This is a genomic window from Chromobacterium haemolyticum (assembly GCF_002081825.1).
GTDB classification, from domain to species: Bacteria; Pseudomonadota; Gammaproteobacteria; order Burkholderiales; family Chromobacteriaceae; genus Chromobacterium; species Chromobacterium fluminis.
Genome location: NZ_MUKU01000005.1, coordinates 156,226 through 177,173, shown reverse-complemented (window position 1 = coordinate 177,173; position 20,948 = coordinate 156,226). Strand labels below are relative to the sequence as shown.

General features: G+C 66.2%; 16 protein-coding genes. 11 read left to right on the top strand and 5 right to left on the bottom strand.

Annotation, left to right across the window (positions count from 1 at the left end; all coding sequences use genetic code 11):
* Positions 1–290 precede the first annotated feature (290 nt).
* The 3 genes from ptsP to B0T39_RS05285 all read left to right on the top strand — a co-directional run bounded on the left by ptsP (position 291) and on the right by B0T39_RS05285 (position 5,535).
* Positions 291–2,807, top strand: a complete 2,517-nt coding sequence (ptsP, locus tag B0T39_RS05295) for a phosphoenolpyruvate--protein phosphotransferase (RefSeq protein WP_081545127.1) — start codon at positions 291–293, stop codon at positions 2,805–2,807.
* Complete coding sequence (pfkB, locus tag B0T39_RS05290; RefSeq protein WP_081545126.1) at positions 2,804–3,751, top strand: 1-phosphofructokinase; 948 nt, start codon at positions 2,804–2,806, stop codon at positions 3,749–3,751. Before ptsP ends, pfkB begins: the two co-directional genes overlap by 4 nt.
* Before the next feature lie 104 nt (positions 3,752–3,855).
* Positions 3,856–5,535, top strand: coding sequence for a PTS fructose transporter subunit IIC (locus tag B0T39_RS05285; protein WP_081545125.1), 1,680 nt, complete (start codon positions 3,856–3,858; stop codon positions 5,533–5,535).
* 111 nt (positions 5,536–5,646) lie between these two features.
* On the opposite strand, the gene B0T39_RS05280 is transcribed toward B0T39_RS05285, so the two are convergent.
* Entirely contained in the window at positions 5,647–6,915 is a 1,269-nt protein-coding gene (locus B0T39_RS05280; RefSeq protein ID WP_081545124.1) for a hypothetical protein, read from the bottom strand.
* 175 nt (positions 6,916–7,090) lie between these two features.
* Between B0T39_RS05280 and B0T39_RS05275 the strand changes: the two genes are divergently transcribed.
* Positions 7,091–7,816, top strand: coding sequence for a substrate-binding periplasmic protein (locus tag B0T39_RS05275; RefSeq protein ID WP_081545123.1), 726 nt, complete (start codon positions 7,091–7,093; stop codon positions 7,814–7,816).
* A gap of 45 nt (positions 7,817–7,861) precedes the next feature.
* On the opposite strand, the gene B0T39_RS05270 is transcribed toward B0T39_RS05275, so the two are convergent.
* On the bottom strand, positions 7,862–8,425 hold the full coding sequence (locus B0T39_RS05270) for a GNAT family N-acetyltransferase (RefSeq protein WP_254894495.1): 564 nt from the start codon (positions 8,423–8,425) through the stop codon (positions 7,862–7,864).
* A 134-nt stretch (positions 8,426–8,559) separates the two neighbouring features.
* Between B0T39_RS05270 and B0T39_RS05265 the strand changes: the two genes are divergently transcribed.
* The 7 genes from B0T39_RS05265 to B0T39_RS05235 all read left to right on the top strand — a co-directional run bounded on the left by B0T39_RS05265 (position 8,560) and on the right by B0T39_RS05235 (position 16,584).
* Positions 8,560–9,603: a hypothetical protein gene (locus B0T39_RS05265; RefSeq protein WP_081545122.1), complete on the top strand. Its 1,044-nt coding sequence runs from the start codon at positions 8,560–8,562 to the stop codon at positions 9,601–9,603.
* Between the two features lie 335 nt (positions 9,604–9,938).
* Positions 9,939–10,355, top strand: a complete 417-nt coding sequence (locus B0T39_RS05260; RefSeq protein WP_081545121.1) for a hypothetical protein — start codon at positions 9,939–9,941, stop codon at positions 10,353–10,355.
* A 255-nt stretch (positions 10,356–10,610) separates the two neighbouring features.
* The gene (locus tag B0T39_RS05255) at positions 10,611–11,585 is read left to right on the top strand and encodes an ABC transporter substrate-binding protein (protein WP_081545120.1); all 975 of its coding nucleotides are present in this window, start codon (positions 10,611–10,613) and stop codon (positions 11,583–11,585) included.
* Positions 11,586–11,602: 17 nt separating this feature from the next.
* Entirely contained in the window at positions 11,603–12,433 is an 831-nt protein-coding gene (locus B0T39_RS05250) for an ABC transporter permease (RefSeq protein ID WP_019101663.1), read from the top strand.
* 153 nt (positions 12,434–12,586) lie between these two features.
* Entirely contained in the window at positions 12,587–13,378 is a 792-nt protein-coding gene (locus B0T39_RS05245; protein ID WP_081545119.1) for an ABC transporter ATP-binding protein, read from the top strand.
* Positions 13,379–13,405: 27 nt separating this feature from the next.
* The gene (locus B0T39_RS05240; RefSeq protein ID WP_081545118.1) at positions 13,406–15,244 is read left to right on the top strand and encodes an ATP-binding protein; all 1,839 of its coding nucleotides are present in this window, start codon (positions 13,406–13,408) and stop codon (positions 15,242–15,244) included.
* Positions 15,241–16,584, top strand: a complete 1,344-nt coding sequence (locus B0T39_RS05235; protein ID WP_081545117.1) for a sigma-54-dependent transcriptional regulator — start codon at positions 15,241–15,243, stop codon at positions 16,582–16,584. Before B0T39_RS05240 ends, B0T39_RS05235 begins: the two co-directional genes overlap by 4 nt.
* A 33-nt stretch (positions 16,585–16,617) precedes the next feature.
* Here the strand turns inward: B0T39_RS05235 and B0T39_RS05230 are convergent, their stop codons facing one another.
* The 3 genes from B0T39_RS05230 to B0T39_RS05220 form a co-directional block, all read right to left on the bottom strand.
* Entirely contained in the window at positions 16,618–17,280 is a 663-nt protein-coding gene (locus B0T39_RS05230; RefSeq protein ID WP_141111092.1) for a DUF6348 family protein, read from the bottom strand.
* 309 nt (positions 17,281–17,589) lie between these two features.
* Complete coding sequence (locus tag B0T39_RS05225) at positions 17,590–19,356, bottom strand: ABC transporter transmembrane domain-containing protein (protein ID WP_081545116.1); 1,767 nt, start codon at positions 19,354–19,356, stop codon at positions 17,590–17,592.
* Positions 19,357–19,482: 126 nt separating this feature from the next.
* On the bottom strand, positions 19,483–20,784 hold the full coding sequence (locus B0T39_RS05220; RefSeq protein WP_043639534.1) for an OmpP1/FadL family transporter: 1,302 nt from the start codon (positions 20,782–20,784) through the stop codon (positions 19,483–19,485).
* Positions 20,785–20,948 lie beyond the last annotated feature (164 nt).

Here is a 20,948-nt window from a genome sequence, read left to right as displayed (position 1 = left end):
GGAATTGCGTTTACGCAAGCATACCCCCAAAGCGTAATTTTACAACACTGTCGCTTGAGACAGCACAAAGATGTAGCGCCAGCGCTACGAGCATATTGACAGTAAAAATGTAATCGTTTTCAATTCACTCAGCGCACGAACGGCATCGCCCCTCCGCAAAGACAGCTGGCGGGCGCGAGCCGATCCGCTATACAGAGCCTGTTCGAAGCCGCGCCGGCGCCCGCCGCCCGGCGGAACTTGAATAGGCTGCAAGCACCGCGCAGCCACCTGAACCGACTGAAGAGACCGCCATGCACGATACCGGATCGCCCTCCTCCCTGATCCAGCCCGAACTGATCCGGCTGGGCTGTCAGCCCGCCGACAAAGAGGCGGCCATCCGCCTGGCCGGACAGCTGCTGGCCGACGCCGGCTGCATAGACCCGGCCTACATCGACAGCCTGCTGCGACGCGAGGCGGTGGCCAACACCTTTCTGGGAAACGGTCTGGCCATCCCCCACGGCATGGTGGAAGACCGCCAGTTGATCCGCCGCACCGGCATCGCCATCGTACAGATTCCGGACGGCCTGGAATGGAACCCCGGCCAGCCCACCCGGCTGCTGTTCGCCATCGCCGCCCAGTCCGACGAACACATCACCCTGCTGCGCCGTTTGACCCGGCTGCTGCAGGACGAGGCCAGGCTCGAACAATTGTTCACCGCCGCGGACGCAACCCAGGTGCTGGCCCTGCTGGAAGAAGAAGCGCCGCCCGCCGCCGTCGACGCCGCGGCCGATCTGGCCGAGCGCGCGCAATGGATAGTCGACTACCCCAACGGCCTGCACGCGCGCCCTGCCGCGCAATGGGTGGAGGCCGCGCGCCGCCACGCCGCCCAGCTGCAAGTGCGCCACGGTCAGGACGCGGCCGACGCCAAGAACCTGATCAGCCTCTTGCAACTGGGCCTGCGCCATGGCGACACCGTCACCGTATCCGCCCAAGGACCCGACGCCGCCGCCGCGCTGGCCGGCCTGTTGTCCGCGATGTGCGACGCCTCGGCCCAGGAACAGACCGACGCCGCGCTCGCCGCGCAAAAAGCGCAGCTGCTGGCGGCACAACAGGGCTGGGTTCCGCCCGGCCACCCCTTGTCCATCGCCGGCGTCGCCGCCAGCCCCGGCCTCGCCATCGGCGTGGTGCGCGTGCTGCACTCCGGCCAGCTCAAAGTACCGGACCGCCCGGTGGCGCTGGGCGAAGGCGGCGACCGCCTGCACGAGGCGCTGAGCGCCACCCGCGCCGAACTGTCCGAGCTGGCCGCGGCCACCGCCAGCAGGCTGGGCAAAACCGAAGCCGGCATTTTCCACGCCCAGGCCGAACTGCTGTCCGACACGGATCTGATCACCCTGGCCTGCCAGTTGATGGTGGGCGGTCACGGCGTGGAATGGGCCTGGCACCAAGCGGTGGAACGCATGGCGGAACGGCTGGCCGCGCTGGGCAACCCTCTGCTGGCGGCGCGCGCAGCCGACCTCCGCGACGTGGGCCGCCGCGTGCTGCGTCAGCTGGACCCGGCGCTGAACAGCGCCACCCTGGCCGACATCGACGGCGACGACTGCATTCTGCTGGCCGCCGACCTCACCCCCTCCGACACCGCCACCCTGGACACCGGCCGCATCCGCGCGCTGGCCACCGCCCAGGGCGGCCCCACCTCGCACACCGCCATCCTGGCGCGCACCCTGGGCCTGCCGGCGCTGGTGGCTGGCGGCCCGGCGCTGCTGGACATCGCCGACGGCACGCCGGCCATTCTGGACGGCCTGGGCGGCCGGCTCTACCTGAACCCCGGCGAGCAGGACCTTGCCTCCGCCCGCGACTGGCTGCAGGCCCAGCAGCGCACCCAGCAACAGCAGGCGGAACAACGGCAGCGCCCGGCGGTGACGCCGGACGGCCACCGCGTGGAAATCGCCGCCAACATCAACCGCCCGGACCAGGTGGCCGCCGCGCTGGACGCCGGCGCCGAGGGCGTGGGCCTGATGCGCACCGAATTCCTGTTTCTGGAGCGCGAACAGTCGCCGAGCGAAGACGAACAGTTTCACACCTACAGCGCCATGCTGGACGCGTTGGACGGACGGCCGCTGATCGTGCGAGCCCTGGACATCGGCGGCGACAAACAGGTGGATTACCTCAAGCTGCCGGCCGAAGAAAACCCCTTCCTCGGCATGCGCGGCTCACGCCTGCTGCTGCGCCGCCGCGATCTGCTGGAACCTCAGCTGCGCGCGCTCTACCGCGCCGCCCGCGGCGGCCAGCCGCTGTCCATCATGTTCCCGATGATCACTTCGCTGAAGGAGATCACCCGGCTCAAAGGCTGGTGCGAAGGCATACGCCGCGAGCTGGACGCCCCGGCGGTGCCTCTCGGCATCATGGTGGAAGTGCCGGCCGCGGCCCTGCTGGCCGATCAACTGGCCGAATACGTGGATTTCTTCTCCATCGGCACCAACGACCTCACCCAGTACACGCTGGCGATGGACCGTCAGCATCCGGAACTGGCGGCCGAGGCCGACAGCCTACACCCCGCCGTGCTGCGCCTGATCCAGCACACCGTGGCCGGCGCCGGCCGCCATCAACGCTGGGTGGGCGTGTGCGGCGGCATTGCCGGCGACCCCTTCGGCGCCGCGCTGCTGACCGGCCTGGGCGTGGCCGAGCTGTCGATGAGCCCGCGCGACGTGGCCGCGGTCAAAGCCAAGCTGTGCGCCAACGGCCACGACCGGCTACGCGAGCTGGCGCAGCAGGCGCTGGCCTGCGACAGCGCCGACGAAGTGCGCATGCTGGCGCGGGAGCTGACATGAGCGCCCGCGTCCACACCGTCACCCTCAACCCGGCGCTGGACCAAACCATCGCCCTGGCCCGGCTGACCCCCTGCGTGGTCAACCTGGCGCAAAGCGCTAGCGGCAACGCCGGCGGCAAGGGCGTCAACGTGGCCAGTTGCCTGGCCGACTGGGGCGCCTCGGTAGGCGTTTTCGGCCTGCTGGGCCGCAACAACAGCGAAGCGTTCGAACAATTGTTTCTGGACAAGCGCATCGCCGACCACATGCTGCGCCTGCCCGGCGACACCCGGGTGAACATCAAGCTGGCCGACCTCTCCAGCGGCGATACCACCGACATCAACCTGCCCGGCATCGCCGCCGGCGAAGCGCAGCTGGAGCAAGTGGGCGCCGAGCTAGCCGCCCGGCTGAACCCCGGCGACGTCGTGGCGCTGTGCGGCAGCTTGCCGCCCGGCCTGCCCGCCAACAGCTATCTGCGGCTGTGCCGATTGCTGCGGCCCCTGGGCGCGCGGCTGCTGCTGGACAGCAGCGGAGAAGCGCTGAGCCAGGCTCTGGACGGAGACGCGCCGCCTCACTGCGTCAAACCCAATCGCCATGAGCTGGAGCTCTGGGCCGGCCGCGCCCTGCCCGACACCGCCGCGGTGCTTGCCTGCGCGCGCGAGCTGCTGCAACGCGGCGTGGAACAAGTGGTGGTGTCGCTGGGCGTGGACGGCGCGCTGTTCGTCGGCCGCGACCGCTCTCTGCAGGCCTCCTTGCCGGCGCAGCAGCCGCTGAGCACCGTGGGGGCCGGCGACGCCTTGGTGGCCGGCCTGGCCGCGGCGCGGCTGGATGGACTGGAGCTTGAGGCGGAAGCCCGGCTGGCGGTTGCCTTCGCGGCCGCCAAACTGGCGCGCGTCGGCCCCCACCTGCCGCCGCCGGAACAGGTGCGCGCATTGGCGGCTCAAGTCCGGCTGCAAAGCCTGGATTAAGAAGCCGCTTACGATCCGCCGCGCGTAGGCGGATGAGCCGAGGCGACGCGGCATCAGGGGCTTTGCCCACGGCTCCAAACCAATAACACAAGGGAAACAACGCCATGAACCTAATTGCCATCATCGACGCCGGCGAGCGCAGCACCCAGGGCCGGCTGGCCGCGGAAGCGCTACGCCAGGCCGCCCAGCGGCACGGACATGCCCTTAAGCTGGAACTGGACGGCGCGCCGCCGCTGAGCGCGATCGAACTCGCCGCCGCCCAGGCCGCGCTCTTGATCGGCACCGCCGCCGATCCGCGCCTGGACAGCCTGCCCGCGCTCCGCCTGAGCCTGGACCAGGCCTTGGCCGATCCGGCCGAGGCCGTCCGCCGGGCCGCGGCGCTGAGCGCGCCCCAAACCGACGCCTTGCGCATCGTCGCCGTCACCTCCTGCCCCACCGGCATCGCCCACACCTTCATGGCGGCCGAAGGCCTGAGCCAGGCCGCTCAGGCGCTGGGCCACGCCATCCGCGTGGAAACCCAGGGTTCGGTGGGCGCGCAAAGCGCGCTCAGCGCCGGCGAGATCGCCGAAGCCGACCTGGTGCTGATCGCCGCCGATACCCAGGTGGAACTCAGCCGCTTCAAGGGCAAACGCCTGTTCCAAAGCGGAACCAAGGCCGCCATCAACGACGGCCAGGCGCTGCTGCGCCGCGCCATCGCTGAAGCCGCGCCCCACCAAGCGGACGCCGCCGACGCCGCGCCGGAAAAACCGGCCAGCGAGCGCAGCGGCCCGTACAAACATCTGATGACCGGCGTGTCCTTCATGCTGCCCTTCGTCACCGCCGGCGGCATCATGATCGCGCTGGCCTTCGCTCTGGGCGGCATCTACGCCTTCGACGACGCCCACAAGGGCACGTTGGCCTGGGCGCTGTTCCAGATCGGCGCCAAATCCGCCTTCGCGCTGATGGTGCCCATTCTCGCCGGCTATATCGCTTACTCCATCGCCAACCGTCCCGGCATCGCGCCCGGCATGGTGGGCGGCATGCTGGCCGCCAGCCTGGGCTCTGGCTTTCTCGGCGGCATCATCGCCGGCTTCATCGCCGGCTACGGCACAGACTGGCTGAACCGCAAGATCCAGCTGGGCCGCAATCTGGATGGCCTCAAACCGGTGCTGATCCTGCCGGTGCTAGGCTCGCTGCTGGTGGGCCTGCTGATGATCTACGTGATCGGCGGCCCGGTGGCCGCCTTGCTGGGCATGCTGACCGAGGCGCTGAAAAGCCTGCAGGGCAGCAGCGCGTTGCTGCTGGGCGCCATCATCGGTTCGATGATGGCCTTCGACATGGGCGGCCCGGTCAACAAAGCCGCCTACGCCTTTTCCACCGGCTTGATCGCCAGCCAGGTGTATACGCCGATGGCCGCGGCCATGGCCGCCGGGATGACGCCGCCGCTGGGCATCGCGCTGGCCACCAAGCTGTTCGCCGATCGCTTCACCGCCGACGAACGCGAGGCCGGCAAGGCGGCCGGCGTGCTGGGCCTGGCCTTCATCAGCGAAGGCGCCATTCCCTTCGCCGCGCGCGATCCGCTGCGAGTCATCCCGGCTCTGATGCTGGGCTCCGCCGTGGCCGGTGCCATCTCCATGCTGGCCGGAGTTGAGCTGAAAGTGCCGCACGGCGGCGTCTTCGTGCTGCCCATCCCCAACGCCGTCAGCCATCTGGGCTTCTACCTGCTGGCGCTGTTGGCCGGCACCGCCGTCACCGCGGTTGCGCTGCGCGCCTTGAAGAAACCCGCCCAGGCCGCCGCGGCCTGAGCCCGCCGGCACCCAAGCAAGCGAAAGCCCCTCCCGGCCATGCCGGGAGGGGCTTTTCAACACGGGCTTCAAGGTTGCGGCGCCGACACACAGCCGATCGCAAACAAACCCTCAGAGGCGCAAACCCACCCCCAACTGCGGACGCGCCAGCCCTGCCAAGGCCATCTGCACCGAGGCCGAGGCGCGCTCAAACGCCTGATCGATGCGCAATTCGTCCCCCGGCCCCGCCATCTGCAAATCCGCCTTCAACATCTTGCCGATGCCGGACAAGGTCTCCGTCACCTCCGCGCCGCGCTCATTGAAGCGTTCCAGCAACTTGTGCAAGGGATAATGTTTCTTGGCCACCGCCGAATCCTTGCCGGCCAGGTAATTGCGGCCCACCGTCTCCGCCAGCGAGCAGCCCTCGCGGTTAAACAGGTAATCGATATCGTTGAAGCGCTCCGCTTCGAACGCCTCGCCAAACTTGGCGCGGCCAAAATCGATCGCCTTCAGAAACACCGCGCCGTCCTCCTTGCGTTCGTGCACCAGCAGATTCTGCATGTGCAAATCGCGGTGAGACAACTGATGGCAGTAGAACGTCCTGGCCATGTCCACCAATTGCGCCGCCACGCTGCGGGCCTGGTCCAGCGACAGCCGAGGCAGGCCGACATCCAGTTCGCGGCTGACGATGACGGCAGGGTCGTACTGCTCAACCCGGGCGTAGGCGAACTTATCGCTGACGCCCGGCGGTGCGGCGATCTGCTGCTGGGTGGAGAGATAGCCCCGCAGCGCCGGACGCGACTCGGCGTACGCCTCCAGTTGGCCTTCACGGACAAAGTCCGCCCGGCCCACCCCGTCCCGCGCCTGCAAGACCCCGGTATCGGCGTGAAAGCGCTTGTGCACCCCGCCGGAAGCAAAGTCGCCGTCCTGCAAATACAGAATCCCCGGCGAGACGTCCATCCGGTAATCCGCCAGCGACGCCGCCTGAGCCTGAGCCTGCTCGGCGCCCAGCGGCGCGCCCAGACGCGCCAGAATCACCTCCCGCCCCTCCTGCGACAACCGTTCCGTTTTCAGCGGCTGGCCGTTGATGCAATAACTGATCTTGCCGCCGTCCTGCTCCGGCGCCACCGCAACCGTGAACAAGGTCCGGTTGCTGGGCGTGGCCAGCTGCGCCAAGCGATTGAAAATATCGAAAGAGCGGGCCGGCGACTGGCTGTCCACCAACTTGAACAGCGTGTTCAGCGCATCCTGTTTTTTCTCAGAGCGGAACACGTCCTTGAACTTGTCCCACAAGCCCATATGCGTGGCAGTTTGCCGATCGCCGCTCATCATGCGGGCCACGCGCTCGTTGCTCAGGGAAAACGCCGGACCGCCGGCGCTGAAACTAATGGAAGAAGACATTGTGGCTTACCCGTCAAAGATGATGCGAACCGACTGCGCCACACCCTGCCCAGGGGGGGCGCCCCTGACAGCCATTCTCGACAAGGCCGCCGCTGGACGCTTGCAAAAACCGCCCGGCTTGCCGCCCCGCCCCGCTCCGGCTATACCGACGGAAGGCGCGACGGCGGGAGAAACCATGAGGCGTGTGTTGAGCATGCTGCTGTTTTGCGGGACGGCCTGGGCGGCCCAGCCGGAGGCTTGGCGCATCGCCGGCGACATCCAGTTCGCGCCCTACAGCTACCAGAACGAAGCCGGCGCCAAACCTCAAGGGCTGGACGTGGAGATTGTCCAGGCGGTCATGGCGGAGGCCCGAATCCCCTACCTGCTGCACCTCTACCCCTGGGAGCGCGTCAAGCAAATGCTGGGCAACGGGGACGTGGACATGGCTTTCCAGTTCGCGGGCACCGCCGAGCGGCGCGCCCAGTACGAACTCGCCGGCCCGATACGCACCGGCAGCACCATCTTCATGGTGTTGAAACAAAACAGCCTGCAAAACTGGAACACCCTGGCCGACATGGCCCCACTGACCATAGGACAGGTCCACGGCTATGCCTACGAATCCACCTTCGACAAAGCGCCGCTCAAACGCGACGCCAGCGCCACCAATCCCGAACAACTGATGCTGATGCTGCTGGCCGGCCGCATCGACCTGATCGTCGGCGACCGCGGCCAACTGCTTTACTACGCCCGCCAGCTGCGCGCGCTGCCGCATGTGCGCATCCTGCCCAAACCTCTGGTGGAAATGCCGCGCTTCGTCGCCTTCGCCAAAGGCGACAGCCGCGCCGCTCAATTCAACGCCGCGCTGGCCCGGCTGCAGCAAAACGGAAAGCTGCAAACGATTTACAACCACTGGCAACAATAAGCGGCCGCTACGCCATAAAAGCCGCCCCACGGCGGCTATCCCTCCTCAAGCTCGAACCTCAAGCGCCGCGGCGCGCCACTCCGCCGCCGACAACAGATACAAGCAATGCCGCCGCAGCGGATGCCCGGCCTCCAGGGCGGGATGATCGAAATCCCGTCCGGCGTTGCGCATGCCCAGCCGCTGCATCAGCCGCTGCGACGGCAGATTGAGCAAGGCGGTGAAAGACACGATTTCGTCCAGTCCCAAGGTCTCGAAACCGAAAGCCAGCGCCCGGCGCGCCGCCTCGGTGGCGTAGCCCCGGCCCCAGGACGCTCGCCGCAGCCGCCAGCCCGCCTCCACGCAGGGCATGCACGGCAGCTCCGCGCGCGGCACCGCCAACCCTACGAAACCGAGGAAGTCGCCGGATGCCTTCTCCTCCAGCGCCCAAAACCCCCATCCTCGCGCCGCTATCAACCCGCGTTGTCGCTCCATGCCGTCCGCGCTCTCTTCCTCGCTCAACAGCGCCGGGAAATAACGCATCACCTCCGGATCCAGCCCCATGGCGGCGAAGGGCGCCAGATCCTCGTCCCGCCATTGGCGCAGCAATAAACGCTCCGTCTCCATTTCCATCGTTTCCCCTTCCCATTCACCGCGGATTCGCCATTATCACGGAACCGTAACCGCCGGCTGAGTAAAATCTGCAAGGCACGCCGTCCGCGTCCCATTAGCATGCGGCAATCAACCTTCACTCGCGTCTACTCATCATGCTCATTCAAGCTGCCCGCGCCGCCATCCCCCAAACGACGGCGGCGGACGAACCTGCCCGCTCCAACGCCGCCGCCAGCCCGATATCGGCGCGGCTCAGCCAGGCGGCCAACCGCGCGGACGCCCCCGCCTCCACGCGCGCCGCGCCGCGCGCCAATCCCCTGGACGGCCTCTGCGCGCAGCAGCCTCTGGAAAACCTCAACCCCGAAGCGGCCCGGCAAAGACTCAAGGACAGCGCGCTGCTCGCCAACTTCCCCTATAGCCGGGATCTGGACAGCCTGCGCGCCACCCAATGGAGCCCGGACGCCGAGCTGGCGCGGCTGCTGGCCAAGGGCGGCAAACTGGAGTTTCAGCCGCAGCAGGCGCGCTTGATGGACCCGGAAAGCGGCCTGGTGGCCTATGTGTTCCGCAACAAGGCGGAGGGAGAAATCCGCCTGGTTTTCGGCGGCACCACCAGCGGCCGCGGCGTGGGCGGTTTGGCTCAACGCAATCTGAAAAACCTGGCCAGCGTGGCGCGGCAATGGCGCGCCAACATCGGCAACGCCGCCTTTGGCGGCCGCCCCGCCTGCTACGCCCAAGCCGCCCAACTCACCGCCAAGTTGCAAACACTGGCCGCCGGCCTGCCGCTGATGCGCGGCGGCGAGCCCGACTACATCGTCAGCACCGGCGGTCATTCGCTGGGCGGCGGCATGGCCGCCTATGCGGCGATGAGATTGTCCACCCCGCAGCGCCCCGTCCACGCAGAATGCTTCAGCAGCGCTCAGTTTGGCCGCGGCCTGCAAAACGAACTGCTGGCGCGCCACGGCAACGACTTGGAGCAAGCGCGCGCGGCCTCGGCCCATATCCGTCATTACTGCGTTCAAGGCGATCTGGTCCCGGCGCTGGACGGCCTGCTGCCGGTGCGCCACGTCGGCCAGCTTTACCTGCTGCCGGCAAACCGCCAGGCCGACGACAGCCGCCTGGGCCGCCACGACAAATTCCTGGACCATGTGCAAGACTTCGTCGCCAGCGCCTGGCAAGGACAATCGCGGTTTTACGCCTAGAGCGCCGGGCCGCCGCCCGGCCAAGGCCGGGCGATGAGACCTCGCGCCGTTGGCGGCCGATGCCGCCTTGACCCCCTCATCCCCGCTAGGCACAATCGCAAACGCGCCGCCCTAACCGGCAGCGCCCAGATTGGAGTCTGGCCCCGCCGCCTCGGACCCAGCGCCGCAAACGCTTGGTCCGTGCCCTTGCACCATCAGTCATGCCTACAACGGGCAGGCCGTGGTGGGAGGGTGCTCGCACCCGCCGGTCCGTGGCGCCGGAACTCCAATCCTGCCATGCGCCTGCCATGAGCCTGCCGCCTCGCCGGCAGCCTTGAATCCACAGGAGCGCGCGCATGTCCGCCAAATACCCAAGCCGTCGCCATTACCGCCCCAACCTCCAACCGGTTCCCTATCAGGAGCTGCCGTTCGCCGCGCGTTTGCCGGGCTGTCCGCGCGTGCATTGCTGGCAAGTGCCGCCAGCCGACGACTATCGCCAGGCCTATTTGCTGGGACGCGAATACGCCGGTCATTTCATCCAGTACCTGCAGGACAATCCCGATGTCCCGAGACACACGCTGCTGGCGCGCATCGCAGGCGATGTCGACTTCTCGGTGGAAGGCCCTGAGCAGGGTTACTGGGCCGGTTTCTTCGCCCTGATCGAACAGGTGCTGATCCTCCCTATCGATATCTTCGGCTACATCGACCGCATCCGGCTTAGGGAGGAAACACTGCGCCGGCCGATGAGAAAACAGCCAAGAGGTATTGAATAAGTACATCGTTTTCCCCGGCAAGCCCTGAGCCGGTTTTGGCACAGCCAAGACCGGCACAGGCCGAATCCGGCCACACCCCGCCAATACAATCCATTAAAATCAACAACTTGAGTAAAAAACATCCTGGCACGCGCTTTGCCTAATAAGAACCACTACAAAGCAGCGAACCGCATCGTCGCGCCAAAAAATGCAAACGTCGTATAAATAGAAGGTTGCCGCGCTCCGTCCGGCCCCTATCCACAAAGGAGAAACACCATGCAACGCATCCGAACCTGGCTCTGTCTCGCCGCCCTGGGCGGCGGCCTCTCGCTGCCCGCCCTCGCCGCCGACGTGGTGAGACTGGGCAACCTCAAGTTCGCCCATTACGGCGCCATCAGCTACATGAAGGAAATCGCGCCCAAATACGACCTGAAGATTGAAGAACGCATGTTCGCCAAAGGCATCGACATCATGCCCGCCATCGTGGCCGGCGAAGTGGACATCGCCGCCAGCGCGGCGGACGCGGCGGTGGCCGGCCGCGCCGGCGGCGCGCCGATTTTCGCGGTGGCCGGCTTCGCCAGGGGCGGCGCGCGCATCGTGGCCGCCAAGGACAGCGGCATCAAGAGCGTCAAGGATTTGAAGGGCAAGAAAGTGGGCGTGGCGCGCGGCGGCGCGCAGGAATTGCTGCTGGCGGCGGAGCTGGCCAAGTACAAGCTTAGCTGGTCCGACAAGCCGGGCAAGGATGTGCAGGTGATTTACATGCCTTTCGCCGACCTGAACCAGGCTTTGATGGGCAAGCAGATCGACGCGATGAGCCAGTCCGAGCCGCAATCGTCCCAGGCCATCAACAAGGGTTTCGGCGTGGAAGTGCTAAAGCCCTACGACACCCCGCTGGGCGAGCCCATTCGCACCCTGGTGATGACGGAGAAAATGTACAAGGAACGCCGCGGCGTGGCGGAGCGCCTGATCAAATGTTTCGTGGAGGCCACCAACACCTTCATCAAAAATCCCAAGCTGGCGGAAAAATACGTGCGTGAGAACATGTTCAAGAACCAGATCAGCGCCGACGACTTCCAGGACGCCATTTCCAATTCCCCGTACAGCTACGATCTGAGCGTGGCCCACATCCAGACCACCACCGACATGATGCAGCAGTACGGCATCGGCAAGATGGTCAAGCCGCCCAAGGCGGCGGACTGGGTGAAACTGGACTTGCTGAGCAAGGCCAAGCAGGACCTCAAGGTTAATTGACGGCGGCGGGAGCAATCATGCAGCAGACTGTGTTTTCCCGGCTGGGCCAAGCCTGGTCCAGCCTGGCGGTGCCCATCGCCATCGTATTGATCTGGCAGGCCAGTTCCAGCCTGGGTTGGATCAACCCGCAAATCCTGCCCTCGCCGCTGGCGGTGTTGCAGAAGTGGCTGGCTTACTGGCAGCCGCTGGAAGCCTACGACCCCTCGTCCGGCGCCTACTTGTCCTGGCTGCTGTCCGGCGAACTGATCCACGACGTGGCGGCCAGCCTGTGGCGTGTGGTGCTCGGTTTCGCGCTGGGCGGCGGCCTGGGCTTGCTGCTGGGGCTGTTCATGGGCGTCAGCGACCCGGTGTACCGGGCGTTCAATCCCTTGATCCAGTTCCTGCGGCCAATTCCGCCCATCGCCTGGACCCCTCTCTCCATCCTGTGGTTTGGCCTGGGCAACCCGCCGGCGGTGTTCCTCATCACTATCGGGGCTTTCTTCCCCATCCTGATGAACACCATCTCCGGCGTGCGCAATGTGGACGGCATCTATATCCGCGCCGCGCGCAACCTGGGCGCCAGCCGCGCAACCCTGTTCCGCCGGGTGATCCTGCCTGCGGCCACGCCCTTCATTTTCACCGGCGCGCGCGTGGGCATGGGCACCGCCTTCATCGTGGTGATCGTGGCGGAGATGATCGCCGTGAACAGCGGCGTCGGCTACCGCATCATGGAAGCGCGCGAGTATTTCTGGACCGACAAGGTCATCGCCGGCATGGTCACGATTGGCATTCTCGGGCTGTTGATCGACATGCTGATGCAGGGCTTGAACAACCGCTTGCTCAAGTGGCATCGCGGCATCGACCAATAAGAACCGCTAACAACACCCCTGATCCTGCGTTGCGCCTCCTTGTCGTACCACTGGTACGACCTGCGTCGGCGCGCCTTGGCCCAGGTACGCTGCTCGGTTTTGTTAGCGGCGCCAAACACACCGCCGCGCTGCGCGGCATGGAAGGATGAAGGCATGAGCGCCCAGATCGAAGTGCAACAGGTGCAAAAAGTATTCAAGACGCCGGGCGGCGACGTGATCGCCCTGCGGGACATCCAGCTGGACATCCAGCCCGGCGAGTTCGTCTGCCTGCTGGGCCCCTCCGGCTGCGGCAAATCCACCTTGCTCAATGCCATCGCCGGCTTCGCGCCGCCCAGCGGCGGCGAGATCCTGGTGGCCGGCCAACGCGTCGCCGCGCCGGGACCGGACCGCGGCATGGTGTTTCAGGAGTACGCGCTGTTTCCGTGGATGACGGTGGAGCAGAACATCGGCTTTGGCCTGGAAATCCAGAAACGCTCCCCGGCCGAGATCCGCGCCGCGGTGGAGCCGCTGCTGGACAAGCTGCACCTGCGCGATTTCCGCCACCGCTTCCCCAAGGACCTGTCCGGCGGCATGCGCCAGCGGGTGGCCATCGCGCGGGTGTTGGCGCTGGATTCGCCGGTGATGCTGATGGACGAGCCCTTCGGCGCGCTGGACGCGCTGACGCGGCGCTCCTTGCAGGACGAGCTGCTGCGCATCTGGCAGGAGAGCGGCAAGACCATCATCTTCGTCACCCACAGCATCGAGGAGTCCATCTACCTGGCGGACCGAGTAGTGGTGATGACCTATCGCCCCGGCACCATCAAGCGCGACGTGCGGGTGGAGCTGCCGCGCCCGCGCGACCCCAGCGCGCCGGGCTTCAACGACCTGAAGCGGGAGCTGACCCGGCTGGTGATGGAGGAACATTCACGCCATGAAGCCGCGGAGCTGCAAGCTGCGGTAGACTGAGCCATCGCCGATTTCCGATCCGCCGCCATGCTCGCACGCGCGTTGCGTTTTCTGCTGAAAAGCCTGCCCTCCCTCTTCTTGCTGGCCTTGGCGCTGGGCGGCGGCTGGGTCTTGGCCAGCCGCATGCTGTTGACCGAAGCGGAGCGCGAGGGCCGGCATCGGGCGGAGATGCACGCCGCCAACCTCGGCGCCACGCTGGAGCAGTACCGCTACCTGCCCTATGTGCTGGCGCTGAATCAGGACATCCTCAACCTGCTGGCGGACCCGCGCAACCCGCGGCGGGTGGAGGCGCTGAACCGCTATCTGGAGCAAGTGAACCGGCAGTCGCGCACCTCGGCGCTGTTCATCGTCAACGTCGACGGCATCGCGCTGGCGTCCAGCAACTGGATGTCGCCGTACAGCTTCGTCGGCAACAGCTACGCCTTCCGCCCCTATTTCCAACAAGCGCTGGCCGGCCAGTCCGGCAGCTTTTACGGCATAGGCAGCACCAGCCGCGAACCGGGCTATTTCCTGTCCTGGCCGGTGCTGTCCGGCCGCCGCGTCGTGGGCGTGGCGGTGGTCAAGGTCAGCCTGGCGCCGCTGGAGGAAGCCTGGCGCAAGGGCGCCGAGCCGGTGCTGGTCAGCGACAAGCACGGCGTGGCCTTTCTCAGCGCCAATCCAGACTGGAAGTTCGCCACCTGGCAACCGCTGCCGCCGACTGTGCGCCGCCAGATCGACGCCACCCGCCAATACCTGGGCGCCAAACTGCATCCCTTCGCGCTGCTGCAACCGCACGCGGGCTGGCGCGAGCAGGCCTGGCTGGCGCCGGACAGCGAGCGCAAGCTGCTGGCCGGCCGCTACCTTCAAATCCGCCAGACCCTGCCGCAAACCGGCTGGACGCTGACCTTGCTGGTGGACATGCACGGCCGCAACCTCACCCTGCTGGCCATCATGAGCACACTGCTGGCCAGCGGCCTGGGCCTGCTGACGCTGTGGCACTACTGGCGGCTGCGGCTGAGCCGGTTGCGCGAGCAACTGGCGGCGCAGCAGGCCTTGCAGCAAGCGCACGACCAGTTGGAGCGCAAGGTGGCGGAGCGAACCCGCGATCTGGCGCTGAGCAACACGCAGTTGTCGGCGGAGATCCGCGAACGCATCCAGACTGAAAACAGCCTGCGCATTACTCGCGGCCAGTTGGCCGAGGCCAGCAAGCTGGCGGCGCTGGGCCAGATGGCGGCCGGGGTAGCCCATGAGATCAACCAGCCGCTGGCGGCGCTGCGCGCCTTCGCCGACAACGCGGTGACCCTGCTGCAACGCGGCCGCCCGGACGCCGCCAGCGACAATCTGGGCCAGATTTCCCAACTGGTCGAGCGCATCGCCCACATCACCCGGGACTTGAAAACCTTTGCCCGCCGCCACCGCGGCCCGCTGGGCCAGACCAATCCCCTCGCCGCGCTGCGCGACACGCTGACCCTGCTGCAGCCGGCGCTGCGCGAGGCCCGGGTGGAGTTGGAGCTGGACCTGCCGCCGCGCTGCCCTGACATCGCCTGCGACGCCATCGGCCTGGAGCAGGTGTTCACCAATCTGCTGGGCAACGCCATAGACGCGATGCGGCCGCAAGGGCAAGGCCGGCTGGAAATCAGCCTGCTGCACAAAGCGGGCATGCTGGAGTTCCGCCTGCGCGACCACGGCCCCGGCATCGCCGACGCCGATCTGCCGCATCTGTTCGAACCCTTCTACAGCACCAAGCCGCGCGGCCAGGGCCTGGGACTGGGGCTGGCCATCGTGCAGGAGATCGTCGAGCAGTCCGGCGGACGCATCGAAGCCGGCAACCATCCGGAAGGCGGCGCCTGCTTCATCATCAACTGGCCTTGCGAGTCCACGCCATGACGCCCACCCTCAGCGCCCCCGTGGGCGTGATTTATGTTGAAGACGACCCGGCCGTGCGCATGGCCACGCTGCAATCGCTGGAGCTGGCCGGCCTGCCGGTGCAATCCTTCGCCGATGCCGAAAGCGCGCTGGCCGCGCTAAGGCGGGACGAGCGCGCGGTGCTGCTCAGCGATGTCCGCCTGCCGGGACTCAGCGGCCTGGAACTGATGGAGCAGGCGCTGAGCCTGGACCGGGAACTGCCGGTCATCCTGGTCACCGGCCACGGCGACATCGCAATGGCGGTGTCGGCCACCCGCGCCGGCGCCTACGACTTCATCGAGAAGCCCTATGCGCCGGGCCGCTTGACCGAAACAGTACAGCGCGCGCTGGACAAACGCCGGCTAACGCTGGAAAACCGCGAACTGCGCGCCAGCCTGGCGCGCAGCAACGGCCCGGTGTTGATAGGCCGCAGCCCGGCAATGCAGGCGCTGCGCGAAACGCTGGCCAATATCGCCGACACCGACGCCGATGTGCTGATTCACGGCGAAACCGGCACCGGCAAAGAAATGGTGGCGCAGGCGCTGCACGCCTGGAGCCGTCGCCGCGAGCGTCATTTCGTGCCGCTGAACTGCGCCGGCCTGCCGGAATCCATTTTCGAGAGCGAGATTTTCGGCCACGAGGCCGGGGCCTTCACCGGCGCGCTCAAGCGCCGCATCGGCAAGATAGAGTACGCCAGCGGCGGCACCCTCTTCCTCGACGAAATCGAAGGCATGCCGCTGGCCCTGCAAGCGAAACTCTTGCGGGTGCTGCAACAGCGTGTGGTGGAAAGGCTGGGCTCCAACAGCCTGATCCCGGTGGACTGCCGGGTGGTGGCCGCCACCAAGGACGATCTGGCCCTGGCCAGCCGGGAACGGCGCTTCCGCGAAGACCTTTACTACCGGCTCAACGTGGTGTCGCTGCGGCTGCCGCCGCTGCGTGAGCGGCGCGAGGACATTCCGGACCTGTTCCAGTGGTTTGTGGAACAAGCGGCGGCGCGCTTCAACCGGCCGGCGCCGGACACGCCGCCAGCCTTATTGGGACGCCTGCAGGCGCAGACGTGGCCGGGCAATGTGCGCGAGCTGCGCAACGCGGCGGAACGCTATGTGCTGGGCGTGGCGCCGGACGGCGGCGAACCGGCGGCCTACGCGCCCAGCGCGCTGGACGCGAGGGTGGACGCCTACGAGAAACAATTGATCGAACAGGCGCTGCTGCGCACCCAGGGCCAAGTGATGCAGGCGGCCGAACTGCTGGGCATTCCACGCAAGACGCTGTACAACAAGTTCGCCAAGCACGGCATAGACCCGGATGGCTACCGCGCCTGAGAACGTGTTCACGATCTGCACTCCACAACCGCCTCACACCGCGCGCAGCAGCATAAAGTGGCGCAAACTGTAATAGCCCTGGGCCGTCGGCCACGGCAGCGCGTCCAGTAGACTCAGGCCCGCTTCCCAGCGCTGATTGTCCAACAGCGCCTCGGAGACGAACTCGCCGTTCAGATTGCAGAAGAACAGCCGGGACCAATGCGCGTCGCCCCCCAGCGTTTCCGCTCGCAGCGCGGTGGCTGCCTGGCGGAACAGCGCCTCGAACAAAGACTGCTCCAGCCGCTCGGCGGCGCCGCGCAAACCGAAGTTGCCAATGTAGGCCATATATTCTCGGCCGGCGATTTCCCAGCGTCGTTCAGTGACCTGGGCCTCGTCGGCGATGCCCCATAGGCCGGCCAACAGCACATGCAGCACGTTGGCGCTGAAGTTTTCCAGGGCGTCGTTCAGCCCTTCCTGTCCAGCGCCCAGACCCGCGAAGCTTTCCATCATGCGGATATCGTTGTCCAACAGCACGTGGACATCCAACCGGCCATTGTTCTCCCCCGGCGTCCAATGAGCGCCGATAGCCGGCAACTGGCCGTGCGGCAACAACCAGCCCTTAGCTTCCTGACAAGGCAAGCCGTGAGCAGCCAATATTTGCGCCAGCAGCGGCGTAGGGTTCAGGGCGGTTTGGGCTTCCGGAGTGTGGGCAGACACAATAGCCATCCTTTTGATTCAGTTGCGAGGCCGGCAGTGTACCACCGCCCGCCTCGATGCCCGCTAGCGCAAACTCGGCCACCTTCCACCATCTGGGCGCATCAGCGGCTTTAGAACGTGTTTACGCTCCTGCGAGCAAGAGCGAGACAAGGCGAAAACGAGCGAAAAAGCGGAGTGTACAAGGGGTACATGAGCATTTTGAGCTTGTACTCACCGTGCAACGCTCCACGAAACGCAGCAGGCTTTGAATAGGTTCTCCATACTCGCCGTACGGCCTTCCATCAAACGCGGCAGGCATCAAACAGACTCTCAAGCGCCGCCGTCGGCGAACTGCAAAGCCGCCAGCCGCGCGTACAAGGGCGAGCCGGCCAACAGGCTCTGATGGTTGCCCTCCGCCACGATGCGGCCCTGGTCCAGCACCACGATGCGGTCCGCCTGTTTGACCGTAGCCAGCCGGTGAGCGATCACCAGGGTGGTGCGATTTTGCGCGGCCCGTTCCAGTGCCTGTTGCACCAATTGTTCCGATTCAGCGTCCAAGGCGCTGGTGGCTTCGTCCAGCAGCAACAAAGGCGGATTCTTCAGAATGGCGCGGGCGATGGCGATGCGCTGGCGTTGGCCGCCGGACAAACGCACGCCGCGCTCGCCCAGATACGTATCGTAGCCCTGCGGCAGCTTTTCGATGAAGCCGTCCGCGGCGGCGGCGCGGGCCGCGGCCCGCACTTCCTCATCGCTGGCCTCCGGTTTGCCGTAGCGGATGTTCTCCAAGGCGCTGGCGCCGAAAATCACCGAATCCTGCAATACCACGCCCACATGACCGCGCAAATCGGCAAACGACAGTTCGCGCACATCCACGCCACCCAGCAATACCTGTCCCTGCTGAGGATCGTAAAACCGCAGCAAGAGCTGAAACAAGGTGGACTTGCCCGCGCCGGACGGGCCCACCAGCGCCACATGCTCGCCGGGGCGCACGCTAAGCCGGACGCCGCTGAGCGAAGGCTGACCAGGGCGGGACGGGTAGGCGAAATCGACATCGCGCAGCTCCAGGCCGGCGGGCCCGGGCGGCAGAGCCCGCGGCGCGGCCGGCTCCGTCACCGGCGAACGCAGGGACAACAATTCCATCAGCCGCTCGGTGGCGCCAGCCGCCCGCTGCACATCCCCCCACACTTCCGCCAGCGCGCCGATGGCGCCGGCGGTGACCACCGCGTACAAGATGAATTGCCCCAGCTGGCCGGCGCTCATCGTGCCCTCCAGCACCGCGTGCGCGCCCAGCCATAGAACGAAAACAATGGCGCCGAAGATCAGGAGAATCACCGCCACGGTCAGCCAGGAGCGGGCGCGGATCCGCGCCAGCGCGGCGTCGAAACTGGTTTCCACCGATTCCCCGAAGCGCCGGCTTTCCCGCGCCTGCTGATTGAAAGCCTGCACCGTCGGAATCGCATTCAGGGTTTCGCCGGCGATGGCGCTGGAATCCGCGATGCGGTCCTGACTGGAGCGGGACAAGGTCCGCACCCTGCGCCCGAAGACCACGATGGGCAAGACCACCAGCAAGAGCGTCACCAGGATGTAAGCGGTCAGGCTGGGGCTGGTGGCCATCAACATGGCCAGGCCGCCCAACATCAGCAAGGCGTTGCGCAGGCCCATGGACAGGCTGGTGCCGATCACCGTCTGCACCAGAGTGGTGTCGGTGGTCAGCCGGGACAGCACTTCGCCTGTCTGGGTGACTTCAAAGTATTCCGGGCTAACCCGGATCACATGTTGGTACACCGCTCGACGGATGTCGGCGGTGACGCGCTCGCCCAGCCAGGACACGCAATAAAAGCGCAGCGCGGTGGCCAGCGCCAACACCGTCGCCACGCCAAACAGGCCGAGGAAATAGCGGTTGATATCCGCCGCCGCGCGCTGGCTGAAGCCGTGGTCGATCAGGAAGCGAAAAGCCACCGGCAGCAGCAAGGTGGCGGCGGCGGCCACGATCAGGGCCAGCAGGGCCAACCAGGCGCGCAGCCGGTACGGACGCAGATAGGGCAGCAAGCCGGCCAGCGGGCTCAGCCGCAGCCATGGGGAAGATGCAACGGACATGAGGAGAGACGCTCCATGAAGCACAGCGCCCTACTCTAGCCTGCCGTTGGGCAAACCGCACCCCCGTGCATGAAAAAACCGCCGCGGGCGAAGCCGGCGGCGGCGGGAAAGTCATGCTTTCTTGGATTAGAACTTGTACTGCATCTGCACGCCCAGCAGGTGGCCGCGGATGGAGCTGTAAGAGCCTTGCAGCGTGTCGCCGTTGCCCAACGGGCTCGCGGCGGTATGGTTGATGTCGCGGTCGCCCACGCCCATCAGATAGGTGTAGCCGGCGTCTACGGTCAGCTGCTTGCTGGCCTTATAGCTGGCGCCCAGGCTCAGCCAGACGCGGTCGGTGTCCGGAATCAGCGGGTTGCGATAGCTGGCGTCGCGCACCGGGCTGGTTTCATAACCCACGCCGCTGCGCAGCGTCAGTTGCTCGTTGAAGGTGTAGTCGGCGCCCACCGAGAACAGCCAGCTGGCTTTCCAGTGGTTGTCGATAACGGTCTCAGCTATCGGGTTGCCCTTGATAACCAGTTGGTCGAAGCGGCTCCAGTTGGTCCAGCGCGCGGTGGCGCTCAAGGCCCATTTGCTGTTCAGACGGCTGAAGCCGGACAGCAGCAGCGATTCCGGCGTGGTGACGTCGGCGCCGCCTGCGTAGGTGCCGTCAATGTGGAACTTTTGCGGCAACGGGATCGAAGTACCCGGCAGCGAGGCTTGGTTGAAGCCACTGGCTTTGTAATCGCCGCGCGCCTTGTGGTTCAGCTTGGAGCGATAGGACAGACCAACGCGGTTGTCCTGATTGAACGCGTACATCAAGCCCAGGTTGTAACCGTAGGCCCAGCTGTCGGCGTCGATCTCGCCGGTGGCACCCTGGAAGAACGCGCCCTGCTTCAGATCGGCCTTGGCGTATTGAGCCGACACGCCGGCGCCGAAGCTCCACTTGTCGTCCAGTTTGTAAGCAAAGGACGGGTTGAAGTCCACGGTCATGATGGAACTGGAAATGCCGTGGTTGCGGCCCACCCAGTTATCGCCATAGCTGGCGCCAAGACCGAAGGGCACGGTGATGCCCAGGCCCAGGCGGACGCGGTCGTTCAACTGATGCACCAGATAAGCGTTGGGGATCACCTCGGCCTTGGCGCGGCCGTTGTCGCTGCCTTGGCGCGCGGCCGGGAAGCCGCCCTTGCCTTCAAACGGCGCGTCGATTTCAGCGTAAGTGAAACCGCCTTGCACCTGTGTGCCTTCAAGCAGAGTCATGCCGGCCGGGTTGTAGAATACGGCGGACAAGTCGTCGCCCACCATGCCGGCGCCGGCGTGGGCGCGGCCCAAGCCTGTCACGCTCTGCTCGGACAATTGGAAACCGGCTGCGTGAGCCAGCGGCGCGGCCGCCAGAAGGCCGGCCACCAGCGCGGGAATAATGCGAACGGAGGAAGGTGCGAATGCTTTCATTTTTTTATATCTACCCCGGCGGCGGCTGCCGCCTTTGTTATGGAAACCGCGCTTGCGCGCGGAAGTTATGCTATTTAAATAGATAGCGATCACACAATTTTTAGGGAGTGGAGTCTAAATACTATTTTTTAAAAAAACAAGAAGACCACAACACGCAAAAAGCA